The 14,710-nt window shown below is 57.4% G+C and carries 11 protein-coding genes; 9 read left to right on the plus strand and 2 right to left on the minus strand.

Annotated features, from left to right (window positions below; genetic code table 11):
• Positions 1–45: 45 nt before the first annotated feature.
• A complete protein-coding gene (locus HMPREF9081_RS04485) occupies positions 46–1,368 on the plus strand; it encodes an NAD(P)H-dependent oxidoreductase (RefSeq protein ID WP_006305820.1) in 1,323 nt (440 codons plus the stop codon).
• Between the two features lie 67 nt (positions 1,369–1,435).
• Here HMPREF9081_RS04485 and HMPREF9081_RS04490 read toward each other — a convergent pair whose 3' ends face one another.
• Together HMPREF9081_RS04490 and HMPREF9081_RS14425 are read right to left on the minus strand one after the other, a co-directional pair.
• Positions 1,436–1,813, minus strand: coding sequence for a type II toxin-antitoxin system HicB family antitoxin (locus HMPREF9081_RS04490; protein ID WP_006305821.1), 378 nt, complete (start codon positions 1,811–1,813; stop codon positions 1,436–1,438).
• A gap of 12 nt (positions 1,814–1,825) precedes the next feature.
• The gene (locus tag HMPREF9081_RS14425) at positions 1,826–1,990 is read right to left on the minus strand and encodes a type II toxin-antitoxin system HicA family toxin (RefSeq protein ID WP_071778219.1); all 165 of its coding nucleotides are present in this window, start codon (positions 1,988–1,990) and stop codon (positions 1,826–1,828) included.
• 276 nt (positions 1,991–2,266) lie between these two features.
• On the opposite strand from HMPREF9081_RS14425, the gene HMPREF9081_RS04495 reads away from it, so the two are divergent.
• The 8 genes from HMPREF9081_RS04495 (at position 2,267) to HMPREF9081_RS04530 (ending at position 14,630) form a co-directional block, all read left to right on the plus strand.
• Positions 2,267–2,872, plus strand: coding sequence for a cytidylate kinase-like family protein (locus HMPREF9081_RS04495; RefSeq protein WP_006305822.1), 606 nt, complete (start codon positions 2,267–2,269; stop codon positions 2,870–2,872).
• 12 nt (positions 2,873–2,884) lie between these two features.
• Positions 2,885–4,306 carry a glycoside-pentoside-hexuronide (GPH):cation symporter gene (locus HMPREF9081_RS04500; protein WP_006305824.1) on the plus strand — a complete coding sequence of 474 codons (1,422 nt, stop codon included), beginning with the start codon at positions 2,885–2,887 and terminating at the stop codon, positions 4,304–4,306.
• A gap of 67 nt (positions 4,307–4,373) precedes the next feature.
• Positions 4,374–7,487 (plus strand): beta-galactosidase, LacZ type, encoded by a 3,114-nt coding sequence (gene lacZ, locus HMPREF9081_RS04505; protein ID WP_006305826.1) that lies wholly within the window; start codon positions 4,374–4,376, stop codon positions 7,485–7,487.
• Between the two features lie 145 nt (positions 7,488–7,632).
• Positions 7,633–8,799: a galactokinase gene (locus tag HMPREF9081_RS04510; RefSeq protein WP_040394514.1), complete on the plus strand. Its 1,167-nt coding sequence runs from the start codon at positions 7,633–7,635 to the stop codon at positions 8,797–8,799.
• An 18-nt stretch (positions 8,800–8,817) separates the two neighbouring features.
• A complete protein-coding gene (gene galE, locus HMPREF9081_RS04515) occupies positions 8,818–9,807 on the plus strand; it encodes a UDP-glucose 4-epimerase GalE (protein ID WP_006305830.1) in 990 nt (329 codons plus the stop codon).
• A 16-nt stretch (positions 9,808–9,823) separates the two neighbouring features.
• A complete protein-coding gene (gene galT, locus HMPREF9081_RS04520; protein WP_040394517.1) occupies positions 9,824–11,329 on the plus strand; it encodes a UDP-glucose--hexose-1-phosphate uridylyltransferase in 1,506 nt (501 codons plus the stop codon).
• A gap of 32 nt (positions 11,330–11,361) precedes the next feature.
• Positions 11,362–12,384, plus strand: coding sequence for a LacI family DNA-binding transcriptional regulator (locus tag HMPREF9081_RS04525; protein WP_006305840.1), 1,023 nt, complete (start codon positions 11,362–11,364; stop codon positions 12,382–12,384).
• A 20-nt stretch (positions 12,385–12,404) separates the two neighbouring features.
• Positions 12,405–14,630, plus strand: coding sequence for an alpha-galactosidase (locus HMPREF9081_RS04530; protein ID WP_006305841.1), 2,226 nt, complete (start codon positions 12,405–12,407; stop codon positions 14,628–14,630).
• The last annotated feature ends 80 nt before the right edge of the window (positions 14,631–14,710 follow it).

A 14,710-nucleotide genomic window follows, 5' to 3' on the forward strand; every position in this document is an offset into this window, starting at 1 on the left:
AATCATTAATAGCTCCACCGATGGGTGGGCGAAAGGAGTTTCGCAATGCTGAATATGGACAAGAAACTCGCCAAGCGCGAGGAAGAGGGTAAAATCATCCGCGCGGGCATCGTCGGTGCGGGTCAGATGGGACGCGGCATGGTCACGCAGATGGCGCTTATGAAGGGCATCATGCCCGCGATCGTCTCGGACATCAAATTTGAAAACGTCATCAACGCCTTCCACTATGCAGGCATCAGCGACGAGGACATCGCTGTCGCAAAGACGCTCGAGGAAGCGAACCGCTATATGGAGCAGGGCAAATACGTTGCGACGGAGAACTCAGATCTCATCTCGCAGGCGAACCTCGTCGAAGTTGCGATCGATGTGACGGGCGTGCCCGAGGTCGGCGTCAAGATCGCGATCGATGCGATGAACAACAAGAAGCACGTTGTCATGATGGACGTGGAAACGGACGTCGTCATCGGCAGCTACCTCAAGAAACTCGGCGACAAGAACGGCGTCATCTACACGGGCTCGGCGGGCGATGAGCCGGGCGCCGTTATGGAGCTCTTCTCTTTCGCACGTGCGATGGGCATGGAAGTTGTCGTCATGGGCAAGGGCAAGAACAACAAGCTTGACTATGACTGCAACCCCGACACCGTGCTCGAGGAGGCGACGCGCCGCAAGATGAGCCCGCGTATGCTCACCTCGTTCAAGGACGGTACGAAGACCATGGTCGAGATGACCGCGATGTCGAACGCGACCGGATTTGTTCCCGATGTCATCGGCGGACACGGTCCTGCCGCCTCGCCGAAGGATCGTTGCGCCGACCTCAATCAGATCTTTAGGCTCAAGAAGGACGGAGGCATCCTCGACAAACACCATGTCGTCGAGTACGTCAACGGCATTGCGCCCGGTGTCTTCGTCACCGTCACCACGGAGAACGAAGAGATCGCCTATCAGATGGGCTATCACAGCATGGGACCCGGTCCCCTCTGGACGCTTTATCGTCCGTACCACCTCTGCAACCTTGAGACGCCGCTCACCGTCGCCAAGATCGTCATCGACCATGAGCCGACCATCATCCCCTTGGGCGGTCCCGTCAGCGAATGCATCACCGTCGCCAAGCGCGATCTGAAGGCGGGCGAGACCATCGATGGCATCGGCGGCTACACCACCTACGGATCGATTGCAACGGCGCAGGAGACCTATGAGAAGGGCTACGTCGTCTACGCCCTCGTCAACAAGAACACGCGCATGAAGTGCGATGTCAAGAAGGGGACACTCCTCACACTCGACATGGTCGACCTCGACACCTCCACCCAGCTCTATCAGGTGCGCAAAGAGCAGGATAAGATGTATAACAACGGGTATGCACTGAAGTAAGCGAAACGAGAGAACTTAAAAACTGCCATAAAGGATTTGTCTCTTTATGGCAGCTTTTTCTATGGAGCTATCCAATTTTTTCGAGCAGTGCATCGTGCAGTGTTTTGGAGAAGTTGATTCCCTGTGCGCGGGCGCGGTCGTTCAGCCATGCGGGGATGGTCAGTGTCTTTTTCACCGAGCGACTTGACTTTGCAAGGTTGATATTTGCGCGAATGAGTGTGGGATAGGAGGTTTCTTCTCTTGGAATGGATTGCATGGGGCGTGCTGCAGGGAGCTTGTCTCTGTGCGAGAGTGATTCTACCAGCTCGCAGGCAAGTGCCTCTGACGCATTTGTGAGCAGTTCATCCATCGTGTCAGCGAAGGTCTGACAGCTAGGGAGGTCCGGAAACTCCGCCCAGAGTCCGTCGGGATCTTCGTGAATAATGGCGGGATATATGTATTGCATGGAAGCCTCCGATCATTTTAATCCTGTTCTCTTCAATATCGCATTGAGAAGTCCTGAAGGGACATCTTTCCTGTGGATAGGGATAGGGATGATCTCTGTCGCATTTCCTTTTCTCAGCTTATGATGACTGCCATTGATATTGACGACTTGCCATCCATTTTGGAGGAGCAGCTTTATCTCTCATGATGCACCCCTTTCGTGAAATGATTATAACACGTGTATACGTGTTGTTCAAATATATTCTCTGTTGCATTAAGTGAAAGAGGTTTCACTTAATGCAATTCCCATGTATTTATTCGTAAATTTTAGAAAGAAAACGTTTGCTTTTTTGAAAACAAAGTCGTATAATAAAGACCGTAAGAAAGAAAACGTTTACTTTTCCTTTTCCATCCAAATGAAAACTGTTCACAAAGGAAGCGGTACTTGCTTCCGGCTCTTGAAGGAGGGAGTCACATGGAGGAGAAGAAGTTTATCCTCACCATCAGCCGCCGCTACGGCTGCGGCGGACGGGAACTCGCGAACATTCTCGCTGAGAAGCTGGGGGTTCATCTCTATGACCGTCAGATTGTCCATCTCGCTGCGGCAAAGCTCGGCATCAACGATCTGCATGAGAAGGAACTGCTCGAACTTGAGAACACGGTGAAGCCGCTTGCATCGCGCTTCATTCCGTTCCACTCGTTCGGTATGGCGATGGGGGAGTCCAGCCAGGGGATGTTCATGGCGGAGTCGAATGTCATCCGCAAACTTGCCGATGACGGTCCGTGCATCTTCCTCGGGCGCTGCGCGGACTATGCGCTCCGGAAGCGCGACGATGTGTTTTCCATCTTCGTCTGTGCGGACGACGACTACCGTGAGGAGCGCGGACGTACGGTCTACGAGGGCAAGACGCTCAAGGAGATGGATCGCGAGGATGAGAAACGCGCGCGCTACTATGACTACTATACGGGGCGCAAGTGGGGCGACGGCGCACACTATGACCTCGTTGTGAATGCGGGACGTGCGCCGCTCGCGCAGATTGCGGATGGCATCATTGCCTACATCCGCACGGTCAAAGGCTGAGGAGGGCTTCCCATGTCGGACAAAAAGAGCAAGTTCTGGCCGCGCATCGCTTATTCCTGCGGCACCTTCGGACATGATGTGTTCTATGCTATGCTCGGTACGTACTTTATGATCTTTGTCACGAGCAATCTGTTCCACTCCGACAACCACGAGCACGATGCCTATATGATCGGCATTGTGACGACGATCATCCTTGTCCTGCGCGTGGGCGAGCTGTTCCTCGACCCGTTCATCGGCAATACGATCGACAAGACCAAGACACGCTGGGGCAAGTTCAAGCCGTGGGTCATTGTGGGCGCGTTCGTTGCGGCGATCACGCTGGCGATCCTATTTACGGATATGGGCGGGCTGACGGTGTCGAATCCGATGCTCTACCTCGTCCTCTTTGCAGTCCTCTACCTCATCATGGATGTGTTCTACTCGGCAAAGGACGTTGCCATCTGGTCGATGATCCCTGCGCTCTCGTTCGACTCGCGCGAGCGTGAGGTGACGGCGACCTATGCACGTATTGGTTCGGTGTTCGGCGGTCAGCTGGTCACGGCGATCGTCATGCCCGTCGTGCTTTACTTCTCGCTGAACGAGAACGGCGGTGCGGGTGACTCTGCGGGCTGGTTTGCGTTTGCGGTCATCGGCGGCGGCATCGCAACCCTCGGCGCGATTATCCTCGGCCTTGGGACAAAGGAGGAGGATTCCGCGCTGCGCGAGAACAAGACGGAGACCTCGTTCAAGGACGTGTTCTCGATCCTCATCAAGAATGATCAGCTGCTCTGGGTGGCGATTGCGTATCTTGTTTTTGTTCTTGGGCAGAATGTCATCAATAATTTCAACCTCTATTACTTTATCTATGTGCTCGGCGACGCGAAGCAATTCTCCTTCCTCGGTGTCATCAACGTTATCATCGGCTTGCTCGCCGTGGCTCTCTTCCCGACGCTGACGGAGAAGTTCAGCCGTCGGAGGCTCTTCTTCGGCTCGGTTGCCGTGATGCTCGTTGGCATCGTGCTCTACGCGATGGCGGGCACGAGCGTCCTTATGACCCTCTTTGCCGCAGGTCTCTTTGCTCTGCCGCAGCCGCTGATCTTTCTCGTTGTGCTCATGACGATCACGGATACGGTCGAGTACGGGCAGCTGAAGCTCGGGCATCGTGATGAGGCTCTTGTCCTCTGCGTGCGTCCTCTGGTGGACAAGCTCGCGGGTGCGATTACAAGCGGGCTGATCGGTCTGACTGCGATCTGGGTCGGCATGACGAGCGGCGCGACGGCGGCGACGATCACGCCGGAGAACCTCTTCAACTTCAAGCTCGTCATGTTTGCACTGCCGTTTGTGTTCATCCTGCTTGGGACGATTCTCTATCGTGCGAAGGTGACGCTTACGGAGGCGGAGCATGCACGCATTGTGGAGGAACTCGAGGAGAAATGGGATGAAATGAATAAGTAATCCTGTGGTAACATTTGTGGAAGCGGTCGCTAGCGACCGCTTTCTTTGCAGAAATGGAGGTCTTGATATGAGCGGCTTCGATTTTGGGAAACTGAAAGACCCGCAGTATTTTGCGGAGAACCGCCTGCCCGCGCACAGCGACCATATCTTCTACCGCGATGAGGCGGAACTGGCACGCGGCGTGTCCTCGTTCTACCGCACACTCGGCGGGATATGGCACTTTGCCTATGCGCGGAATACGGCACTCATCCCGCAGGGATTTGAGGCGGCGAACTACGACTGTCATGACTGGGAAACAATTCATGTGCCCGCACACATCCAGATGGAGGGGCACGGCGTACCGCACTACACAAATACGACATATCCATGGGATGGGCACGAGAGTATCGCGCCGGGTGAGATTCCAACGCGCAGCAATCCCGTCGGCTGCTATGTGAAGTATTTCAACGTGCCCGAGGACTGGGAAAATGTGTTCATTTCCTTTGGCGGCGTGGATGCGGCACTCGCGCTCTTCCTCAATGGACATTTTGTCGGCTACAGTGAGGATAGCTGCACGCCTGCGGACTTCGATCTGACGCCGTATCTTGTGACGGGCGAGAATAAGCTGGCGGCGATGGTGTTCCGCTATGCGAGTGCAAGCTGGCTTGAGGATCAGGATTTCTGGCGATTCTCGGGGATCTATCGGGATGTACTTCTCTATACGAAGCCCGCTGTGCACATCGAGGACATCGAAGTCCGTGCAATCCCTGTTCATAACTATGCGGACGGTCATCTCTCCATTCGTCTCTCGTTCGGTGATGCGGGGGACAAGGGCGTTATGCTCGATCTCTATGATGCGGACGGCGCCGAGGTGCTGCAAGTCAATGAGCATATCGAGGGGGAGGCGTACGAGTTTTCGGCGGACATCGCGGGGATTCACCTGTGGAGTGCGGAGGAGCCGTACCTCTACCATGCCGTTCTCTGCGTCTATGATGCGGACGGTCTCCTACAGGAGGTTGTGCGCGTACGCGTCGGCTTCCGTGAGTTCTGCATGAGGGACGGTCTGATGCAGATCAATGGCAAGCGCATTGTGTTCAAGGGGGTCAACCGTCACGAGTTTGATTGCGATCACGGGCGGACAATGGATCCCGCGCTTTTTGCGCAGGATCTCATTGCCTTGAAGCGTGTGAACATCAATGCGATCCGTACATCGCACTATCCGAACAGCAGCCGTCTCTACGAGCTGTGCGATATTTACGGGTTCTATGTCATCGACGAGACAAATCTTGAGACGCACGGCTCGTGGATGAAGAACGGCGCGTGTGTAAAGGACGCGGATACCGTGCCCGGGGATCACGAGATGTGGCTGCCCGCCGTGCTCGACCGTGCGCAGTCGATGTACGAGCGCGACAAGAATCATCCGAGCATCCTCATCTGGTCGTGCGGCAACGAGTCCTGCGGCGGGCGCGACATCTACGAGATGAGCGAATACTTCCGCCGCGTCGACCCTACGCGTCTCGTCCACTACGAGGGGATTTTCTGGGATCGCAGCTATCCCGCGACGAGCGATATGGAGAGCCAGATGTATACGAAGGCGGCGGACATCGAGGCGTTCCTCAAGGAGCACAGGGACAAGCCCTTTATCTGCTGCGAGTATACGCACGCGATGGGGAACAGCTGCGGCGGCATGCACAAGTACACGGAGCTGACGGAGCGCGAACCGCTCTATCAAGGCGGCTTTATCTGGGATTTCGGCGATCAGGCAATCCGTCGGCACGGGCGCTATGGGGAGGACGTGTTTCTCTACGGCGGCGACTTTGGCGACCGCCCATCGGATTACAACTTCAGTGGCAACGGCATTTTCTTTGCCGACCGACGAGGAACGGCAAAGCTGCAGGATGTGAAGTTCAACTATCAGAATTTTACCCTGCGCCCCGCGTGGAACGGTGTGGAGATTGTGAATAAAAGCCTGTTCACGAATGCGGATCGCTACGAGATGCGCCTTGCTCTCGCTGTGGATGGGTGTGAGGTCTGGCAGCGGCGTATGCCGGCGCCCTTTGTATCGCCGGGAGAAACGCGCTGTGTGCCCTGCGCCGTACCCGCATTCGGCAGCGGAGAACACGTCCTCACGGCGTCTCTCGTGCTTGCACGGGAGGAGCGTTGGGCAAGCGTGGGGCATGAGGTCGCATTCGGTCAGACGATTCTGCCGGCATGGACGGGTGACGCACTGCAGATCCGCGATGTCGTTGTGGAGTGCTCTTCTGCACCCGTTTATGCACCGCTTGAAGCAGCGGGCAGTCTGCGCGTGGTGCAGGGGGACATCAATCTCGGTGTGCAGGGGGCGGGCTTCTCCCTTATGTTCTCGAGTGCGCAGGGCAATCTCGTTTCCTATCGCTATGGCGGGCGGGAGCTGATCGAGGAATTGCCACAGCCGTCGTTCTGGCGTGCGCCTGTTGACAACGACTACGGCAGCGGACGCATGGCGGATTGTGCGCAGTGGAAGATTGCGAGCCTCTATCGCCGCTGTACGCGCATCGAGTACAGCGTGGATGATGCTGCATTTACGGTGGTGGACGGATTCTTCGGCAGACAGGAGGAACGCCGCGCACAGAGCGTTACGGTACGCTTTACCTATGCGCTCACATTGTTGCCCGCAGCAACCTGCACCGTCACCTATACGGTGGATGCGACGGGGGCGCTCCGCGTTGCACTCGACTATGAGGCGGCAGAGGGACTGCCCGAGATGCCGGACTTTGCGATGCTCTTTACGCTCTCTGCGGACTATGACCGCATTCGCTTCTACGGGTACGGGCCAAAGGAGAACTACATCGACCGCTGCGAGGGTGCGCGGCTCGGTATCTATGAGAGTACGACGGCAGACGAGGTTGAGCCGTATCTGCGTCCGCAGGAGACGGGCAATCATCGCGGTGTGCGTTGGATCGAGGTCAAAGACCGCAGCGGACACGGGATTCGCCTTGCGAGTGATGTGCCGTTCGAGGCGTCGGCGCTTCCGTACAGCGCGCATGAGCTTGAGAATGCGCGCCATGCGTACGATCTGCCGTGCCCACAGCACACGTATCTGCGTGCATCGGCGGGGATGTGCGGCGTGGGCGGCGACGACAGCTGGGGCGCCCCCGTGCTTGTAGAGTATGTGCAGAAAAACGAAACGCGGCATCTGGCGTTTACGATGAAGGGGATTTGAGGAAAAACAAAAAACGCAGGAGTTTTCAAAAAGCTCTTGCGTTTTTTGGCAAAAAGAGATAGAATGAAAAACGGAAAAGAAAACGTTTACTTTCGCTTAATTACAATTTTGATACTTACCCAAAGATGAACGGAGGATGCAGACGATGGCAATTTTGGACGAGATGAACGAGGTGTTTCGGGAGAAGTTCGGCGCCGCCGAGACGCACGCATATTTTTCGCCGGGGCGCGTGAATCTCATCGGCGAACACACGGACTACAACGGCGGACACGTTTTTCCGTGCGCGATTTCGCTCGGGACGTATGCGCTCGTCGCGCCGCGCACGGACAATGTATCGCGCCTCTACTCGATGAATCTGCCGGAACAGGGCGTGGTGGAGTTCCCGATGCACGGCGCGGTCAAGAGCGAGGCTTACGGTTGGGCGAACTATCCGATCGGCGTCGTGCGCATGATGGAGGATGCGGGACACGCGGCGGCACACGGCTTTGACATCCTTTTCTACGGCAATCTGCCGAACGGTGCGGGGCTGTCTTCCTCTGCCTCCATCGAGGTCCTGATGGGCGTCATTCTAAACGATGAGCTTGGGCTGGGCATCGACCGCGTGGAGCTCGTGAAGCTCGCTCAGAAGGCGGAGAATCAGTTCGTCGGAATGAACTGCGGCATCATGGATCAGTTCGCGGTCGGGATGGGGAAGAAGGACTGTGCAATCCTGCTCGACTGTAATACACTTGAGTACCGCTACAGCAAGCTTGACCTCAAGGGGTGCAGTATCGTCATCACGAACACGAACAAGGCGCACAGCCTCGTCACGTCCGCGTATAACGAGCGTCGGATGCAGAGCGAGGCGGCACTCAAGGCTCTGCAAAAGGTCAAGGCGATCAAGTCCCTCGGCGAACTGACAAACGCGGAGTTTGATGAGAACGCCGCCGTAATCGAGGATGAGGTCGAGCGCAGACGCGCACGCCATGCGGTCTATGAGAACCGCCGCACACTCGAGGCGGTCGAGGCACTGGAAAAGAACGATGTGAAGCGCTTCGGCGCACTGATGAACGATTCCCACGTCTCCCTGCGCGACGACTACGAGGTGACAGGACCGGAGCTGGACACGCTCGCGGAACTTGCGTGGCAGCAGGAGGGCGTGCTCGGCTCGCGCATGACGGGCGGCGGTTTTGCGGGCTGCACGGTCAGCATTGTGCGCGACGAGGCAATCCCCGCATTCGAGAAGAATGTGGCGGAGGCGTATACGGCGAAGATCGGCTATGCACCGAGCTTCTACGTGGCGAATATTGCGGACGGCGCACGCCGCCTGTAAGGTGAAAGGAGCATACTCATGGCTATCTTGGTTTGCGGCGGTGCGGGCTACATCGGCTCTCATGCCGTGCATGCGCTCGTCGAAAAGGGCGAAGAGGTCGTCATTGTCGACAACCTGCAGACGGGGCATCGCGGCGCGCTGAACCCTGCGGCGAAATTTTACGAGGGCGATATTCGCGATGCCTCCGTGCTCGACAGGATTTTTACGGAGAATAAGATCGAGGCGGTCATCCACTTCGCGGCAAATTCGCTTGTCGGCGAGAGCATGGAAAAGCCGCTGCTCTACTTCAACAACAATGTCTACGGGATGCAGGTGCTCCTTGAAGGGATGGTGCGGCACGGCGTGGACAAGATTGTCTTCTCCTCGACGGCGGCGACCTACGGCGAGCCAAAGCGCGTGCCGATTCATGAGGACGACGAGACGTGCCCGACGAATACCTACGGCGAGACGAAGCTCACGATGGAGAAGATGATGAAGTGGGTGAGTCGCGCGAACGGCGTGCGCTATGTCTCCCTGCGCTATTTCAACGCGGCGGGGGCATTGCCCGATGGCTCGATCGGCGAGGATCACAAGACGGAGACGCATCTGATCCCGCTTATCCTGCAAGTACCGACGGGGAGGCGCGACCATATCACGGTGTTCGGTGACGATTATCCGACGCCGGATGGGACGTGTCTGCGCGACTACATCCATGTGGTCGATCTTGCGGATGCCCATGTACTTGCGCTTGAGTACCTCAGAAAGGGCGGTGCGAGCGACATCTTCAACCTCGGCAACGGTCAGGGATTCTCGGTCAAGGAGATGATTGCGGCGGCGGAAAAGGCGACGGGACGCTCCATCAAGGTGGAGATTGGCGCACGCCGTGCGGGTGATCCTGCACAGCTCATTGCATCGAGCGAGAAGGCACGCTCCGTGCTTGGATGGAAGCCGCAGTTCACGGATGTGGAGCAGGTCATCGGGACGGCGTGGAAATGGCACGAGAGCCATCCGCACGGGTATGAGGACTAGGACGGGAGGATGCATCATGTGTGACATTCAGCATGAAATCAGCCGTCTCCTGCACTTTGCTCGTCAGAAAGGGTTGATTGCGCCGGAGGACGAGGTCTATGCGGCGAACCGCCTCCTTGATGTGCTGCACGTTGAGGAATATGTGCCCGAAGAGGTGGATGAAACGCTTGAAACGGCAACGCCGATTTTGGAGAATATGCTTGACTATGCGGCAGATCATGGGCTGATCGAGGGCACGACGGATGAGCGCGATCTCTTCGATACGCGCATCATGGACTGCGTGATGCCGCGTCCGTCCGAGGTTGTGCAGAACTTTAAGGATCGCTATGAGCGTTCGCCGCAGGAGGCAACGGACTGGTACTATCGTCTGAGCATCGCCTCAAACTACATCCGCAAGACGCGCATCGACAAGAATATCGCGTGGAAGGCGGCAACGGAGTACGGTGATCTCGATGTGACGATCAACCTATCGAAGCCGGAGAAGGATCCGCGCGACATCGCCAAGGCGAAGCTCGCAAAGTCCTCCTCCTATCCGAAATGTCTGCTCTGCCGCGAGAACGAGGGCTATGCGGGGCGCGTGAACCACCCCGCACGTGAGACGCACCGTCTGATTCCGTTGGATTTCGGCGGGCATGAATGGTTCCTGCAATACTCGCCCTATACCTACTACAACGAGCACTGCATTGTGCTGAACAGTGCGCATGTGCCGATGGTGATTTCGCGTGAGACATTCGAGAATCTGGCGGCATTCCTTGAGATTTTCCCGCATTACTTCGCGGGGTCGAATGCCGATCTGCCGATTGTCGGCGGGTCAATCCTCTCGCACGATCACTATCAGGGCGGGCGTTATACCTTCGCGATGGAGCGCGCGGCGGTGGAGCAGGAATATCGCTTTGCGAACTATCCGAATGTGCGTGCAGGGCGTGTGAAATGGCCGATGTCGACGCTGCGCCTCACGTCCTCGGACAAGGGGGCGCTCATCGACCTCGCGGCGAAGATTCTCGCGGCATGGCGCACGTACAGCGATGCCTCCGTAGAGATCCTTGCAGAGACGGACGCGCCGCACAATACGATCACGCCGATCGCGCGGCGGCGTGGCACGGACTTTGAGTTCGATCTCGTGTTTCGCAACAACCGAACGACGGCAGAGCATCCGCTCGGACTGTTCCATCCGCACGCGGAGGTGCACCACATCAAGAAGGAGAACATCGGCCTGATCGAGGTGCTGGGGCTGGCAATCCTGCCCGCGCGCCTCAAGGATGAGATGGCACAGGTGCGTGCGGAGCTGCTGAAGGGAACGGAGGATATCTCAGGCGTCGCGATGCTTGAGAAGCATGCGGACTGGTACCGCACCCTGCGCGCGGCACATCCCGCCGTGACGGAGGAGCATGTGGACGGGATCCTGCGCGATGCGATCGGCGCGGTGTTCCTGCAGGTGCTCACCCATGCAGGGGTGTTCAAACGTGATGCGGCGGGGATGGCGGCGTTCGACCGCTGGATTGAAAGTGTAGCAGGCGTGTAAAACCTGAATTTTGGAGAGCAGAGGGGAACGAGATGAAGGCGACGATCGTTGATGTGGCGCGGGAGTCCGGCGTCTCGGTGGCGACGGTTTCGCGCGTAGTGAACGGGAACTATTCCGTGCGAGAAAAGACGCGGCTCAAGGTGGAAAACGCCATCAAGAAACTTGAGTACGTGCCGAATCTTCAGGCACGCGAGCTGAACACGCAGCGCTCCTCAAGCATCGGCGTCGTTGTTCCAAGTTTTGACAATATGTTCTTTGCCCAGGTGCTTGACGGCATCGAGGAGCATCTGCGGCAGAGCTCGTACTCTCTGCTCCTCGCGTGTGCGCAGAACGATGCGGCGCGCGAGGAGGAGTGTGTGCGGGACTTCATCACACGCAATGTTTCGGGCGTTATTGTCGTCAGTCCGAATACGGAGACGGCAGTCTCGGAGTTCTACGAGAACACGGCGGTGCGTCTGCCTCTGGTCTTTGTCAACAGTGCGCGCGAACTTGCGGGCATATCATACGTGACGAGCGATCAGCGCGGCGGGGCGCGTGCGGCGCTGGCACACCTTTTTCGCTACGGGCACGAGCGTATCCTCTTTGTGCAGGGCGAGAACAGTGACTCCTACCGCATCAAGGAGAAGGTCTACCGCGAGATCATGCGGGAGCGCGGGGCGTTCCATCCGGAGGACATTGTCAATGTCGGCGAGGGCAACCGCATCGAGACGGTGGAAAATACCATGTTCATCCTCATGGATATGATGCTCGATCTCGCACCGACGGCGATCTTTTGTTGCAACGATCTCATGGCGATGGGGGCGGTCAACGCCTGTCAGCGCATGGGGCGGCGTGTGCCGCAGGATATCTCGGTCATCGGCTACGACAACACGGCACTCAGTCGATATACCGCGCCCAAGCTGACGACCATCGATCAGAATATGGCCGATCTCGGGCGGGAGGCGGCACGACTCATGCTGAAGCAGATCGAGGAGAACGTGACGGAGAATGTCATGCTTGCCAATACCGTGGTTGAGCGTGAGACGACGGGCTTTCGCGTGGAGGAAAATAAATAGCAATCGAAGGGGGATATCCAATGAATATTGTATATCATGAGCAGGGCAAGGTCTTTCATCTCTTCAACGACTCCATCAGCTACATCCTTATGATACTGCCGCACGGCGGGCTTGGATCGCTCTACTACGGCAAGGCGCTGCGCGACCGCACGGGCTTTGAGCACCTCTTTGAGCGCGTCCATCGCGGCATGTCTGCGTGCGTCTTTGCGGATTGCCGTGACTACTCTCTGGATGCGATTCGACAGGAACTGCCAACCTACGGTTCGTCGGATTTTCGCCGTCCCGCGTTGAACGTATTGCAGGAGAATGGCAGCCGCATCCTCGATATGCAGTATATGGGATTTCGTATTGTGGACGGCAAGCCGAAACTCTCAGGTCTGCCCGCGACCTACGTGGAGTCGGACGATGAGGCAAAGACCCTCATCGTTGAGGTGAAGGATGAGGTCACGGGGCTGCGTGCGGAACTCCTCTATACAATTTTTGCCGAGGGCGGTGCGATTGCGCGCAGTGTGCGCTATAGCAACGATGGGCAGGAAGTGCTGCACCTGCAGAAGGTCATGAGTATGTCGATCGACCTGCCCGATACGGAATACGACTGGATGGAGCTGACGGGAGCGTGGACGCGTGAGCGTCACGTCGAGATCCGTCCGCTTGCAACGGGCATCACGGCAATCGGCAGCCGTCGCGGGCACTCCTCGGGGCAGTACAATCCGTTTGCGGCACTCCTGCGGCGCGGGACGACGGAAACGCAGGGCGAAGTGCTTGCGATGAGCCTCGTCTACAGCGGCAATTTCGAGATGCTCGCAGAGGTTGACAACCACGGTGTCACGCGACTGCAGGCAGGCATCCACAGCACGGATTTCGATTGGAAACTTGTGCCTGGTGTGGAGTTCCAGACACCCGAGGCGGTGCTCGTCTGGTCGGATGAGGGGCTGAACGGCATGAGTCAGACCTATCACCGCCTCTATCAGTCGCGGCTTGTGCGCGGGCAGTGGCGCGAGAAGGTGCGTCCGATCCTCATCAACAACTGGGAGGCGACGTATTTCGACTTTACGGAGGAGAAGCTGCTCACAATCGCGGACAAGGCGGCAGAGTGCGGCATCGAACTCTTTGTGCTGGACGATGGCTGGTTCGGCGCACGCACGTCCGACTATGCGGGGCTCGGCGATTGGACGGTCAACCGCGACCGCCTGCCGAACGGCATCGACGGACTTGCGGAGAAGATCGAGGCGCGCGGCATGAAGTTCGGCATCTGGGTCGAGCTCGAGATGGTCAACGAGGACTCCGACCTCTATCGCGCGCATCCGGATTGGGTGCTTTCCGTGCCGGGACGGCGCAAGTCGCTCGGGCGCTCGCAGTGCGTGCTCGACTTTTCGCGCAAGGATGTGGTCGATAATATCTATGGGCAGATGGAGGCGATTCTCGCGAGCGGCAAGGTCTCCTATGTGAAATGGGATATGAACCGCAGCATCACCGAGTGCTGGTCGCATGCGCTCCCTGCAGATCAGCAGGGCGAGGTGTTCCATCGCTACATCCTCGGACTTTATGATCTCTACGAGCGGTTGACATCGAACTTCCCCCATGTGCTCTTTGAGTCCTGCGCCTCGGGCGGCAACCGCTTCGACCCAGGGATGCTCTACTATGCGCCGCAGACGTGGGCGAGCGACAACTCCGATGCCGTCGAGCGCCAGAAGATCCAGTACGGGACATCCATGTGCTATCCTGTGAGCAGCATGGGCAGCCATGTCTCCGTTGTCCCGAATCATCAGGTCAACCGCATGACGCCGCTCCATACGCGTGCGAATACGGCGTACTTCGGGACGTTTGGCTATGAGCTGGATCTCAATAAGCTGACTGCGGAGGAGATCGCCGAGGTCAAGGAGCAGGTCGTCTTTATGAAGGAGTACCGCGAGATCCTTCAGTTCGGCACGTTTTACCGCCTGCAAAGTCCTTTTGAGGGAAATGTAACGGTGTGGATGAGTGTGAGTGCGGATCAAAAGACGGCGATTGTCGGCTGGTACCGCACGCTGAACCGCGTGAACTACCGTTTTGAGCGCGTGAAACTCGCAGGGCTGCTGCCCGATACGCTCTACGTGAACAGCCGCAGCGGCGCGCGCTGCTATGGTGATGAACTGATGAACTACGGCCTCATCACGACGGACGGCACGGCGGGTGAGCCGAATGCAGAGAACGGACTTACCACAGACTTTGAGTCGCGCATCTACGTGCTGAAGGCGGTCGAATAGGTTTTCATAGCGGGATGGGGCTGTTGCATGAATCTAAAAACTTCATGCAACAGCCCTGTTTTTGTATGCATGCGTTTGAG

The organism is Centipeda periodontii DSM 2778 (genome assembly GCF_000213975.1).
GTDB lineage: Bacteria > Bacillota > Negativicutes > Selenomonadales > Selenomonadaceae > Centipeda > Centipeda periodontii.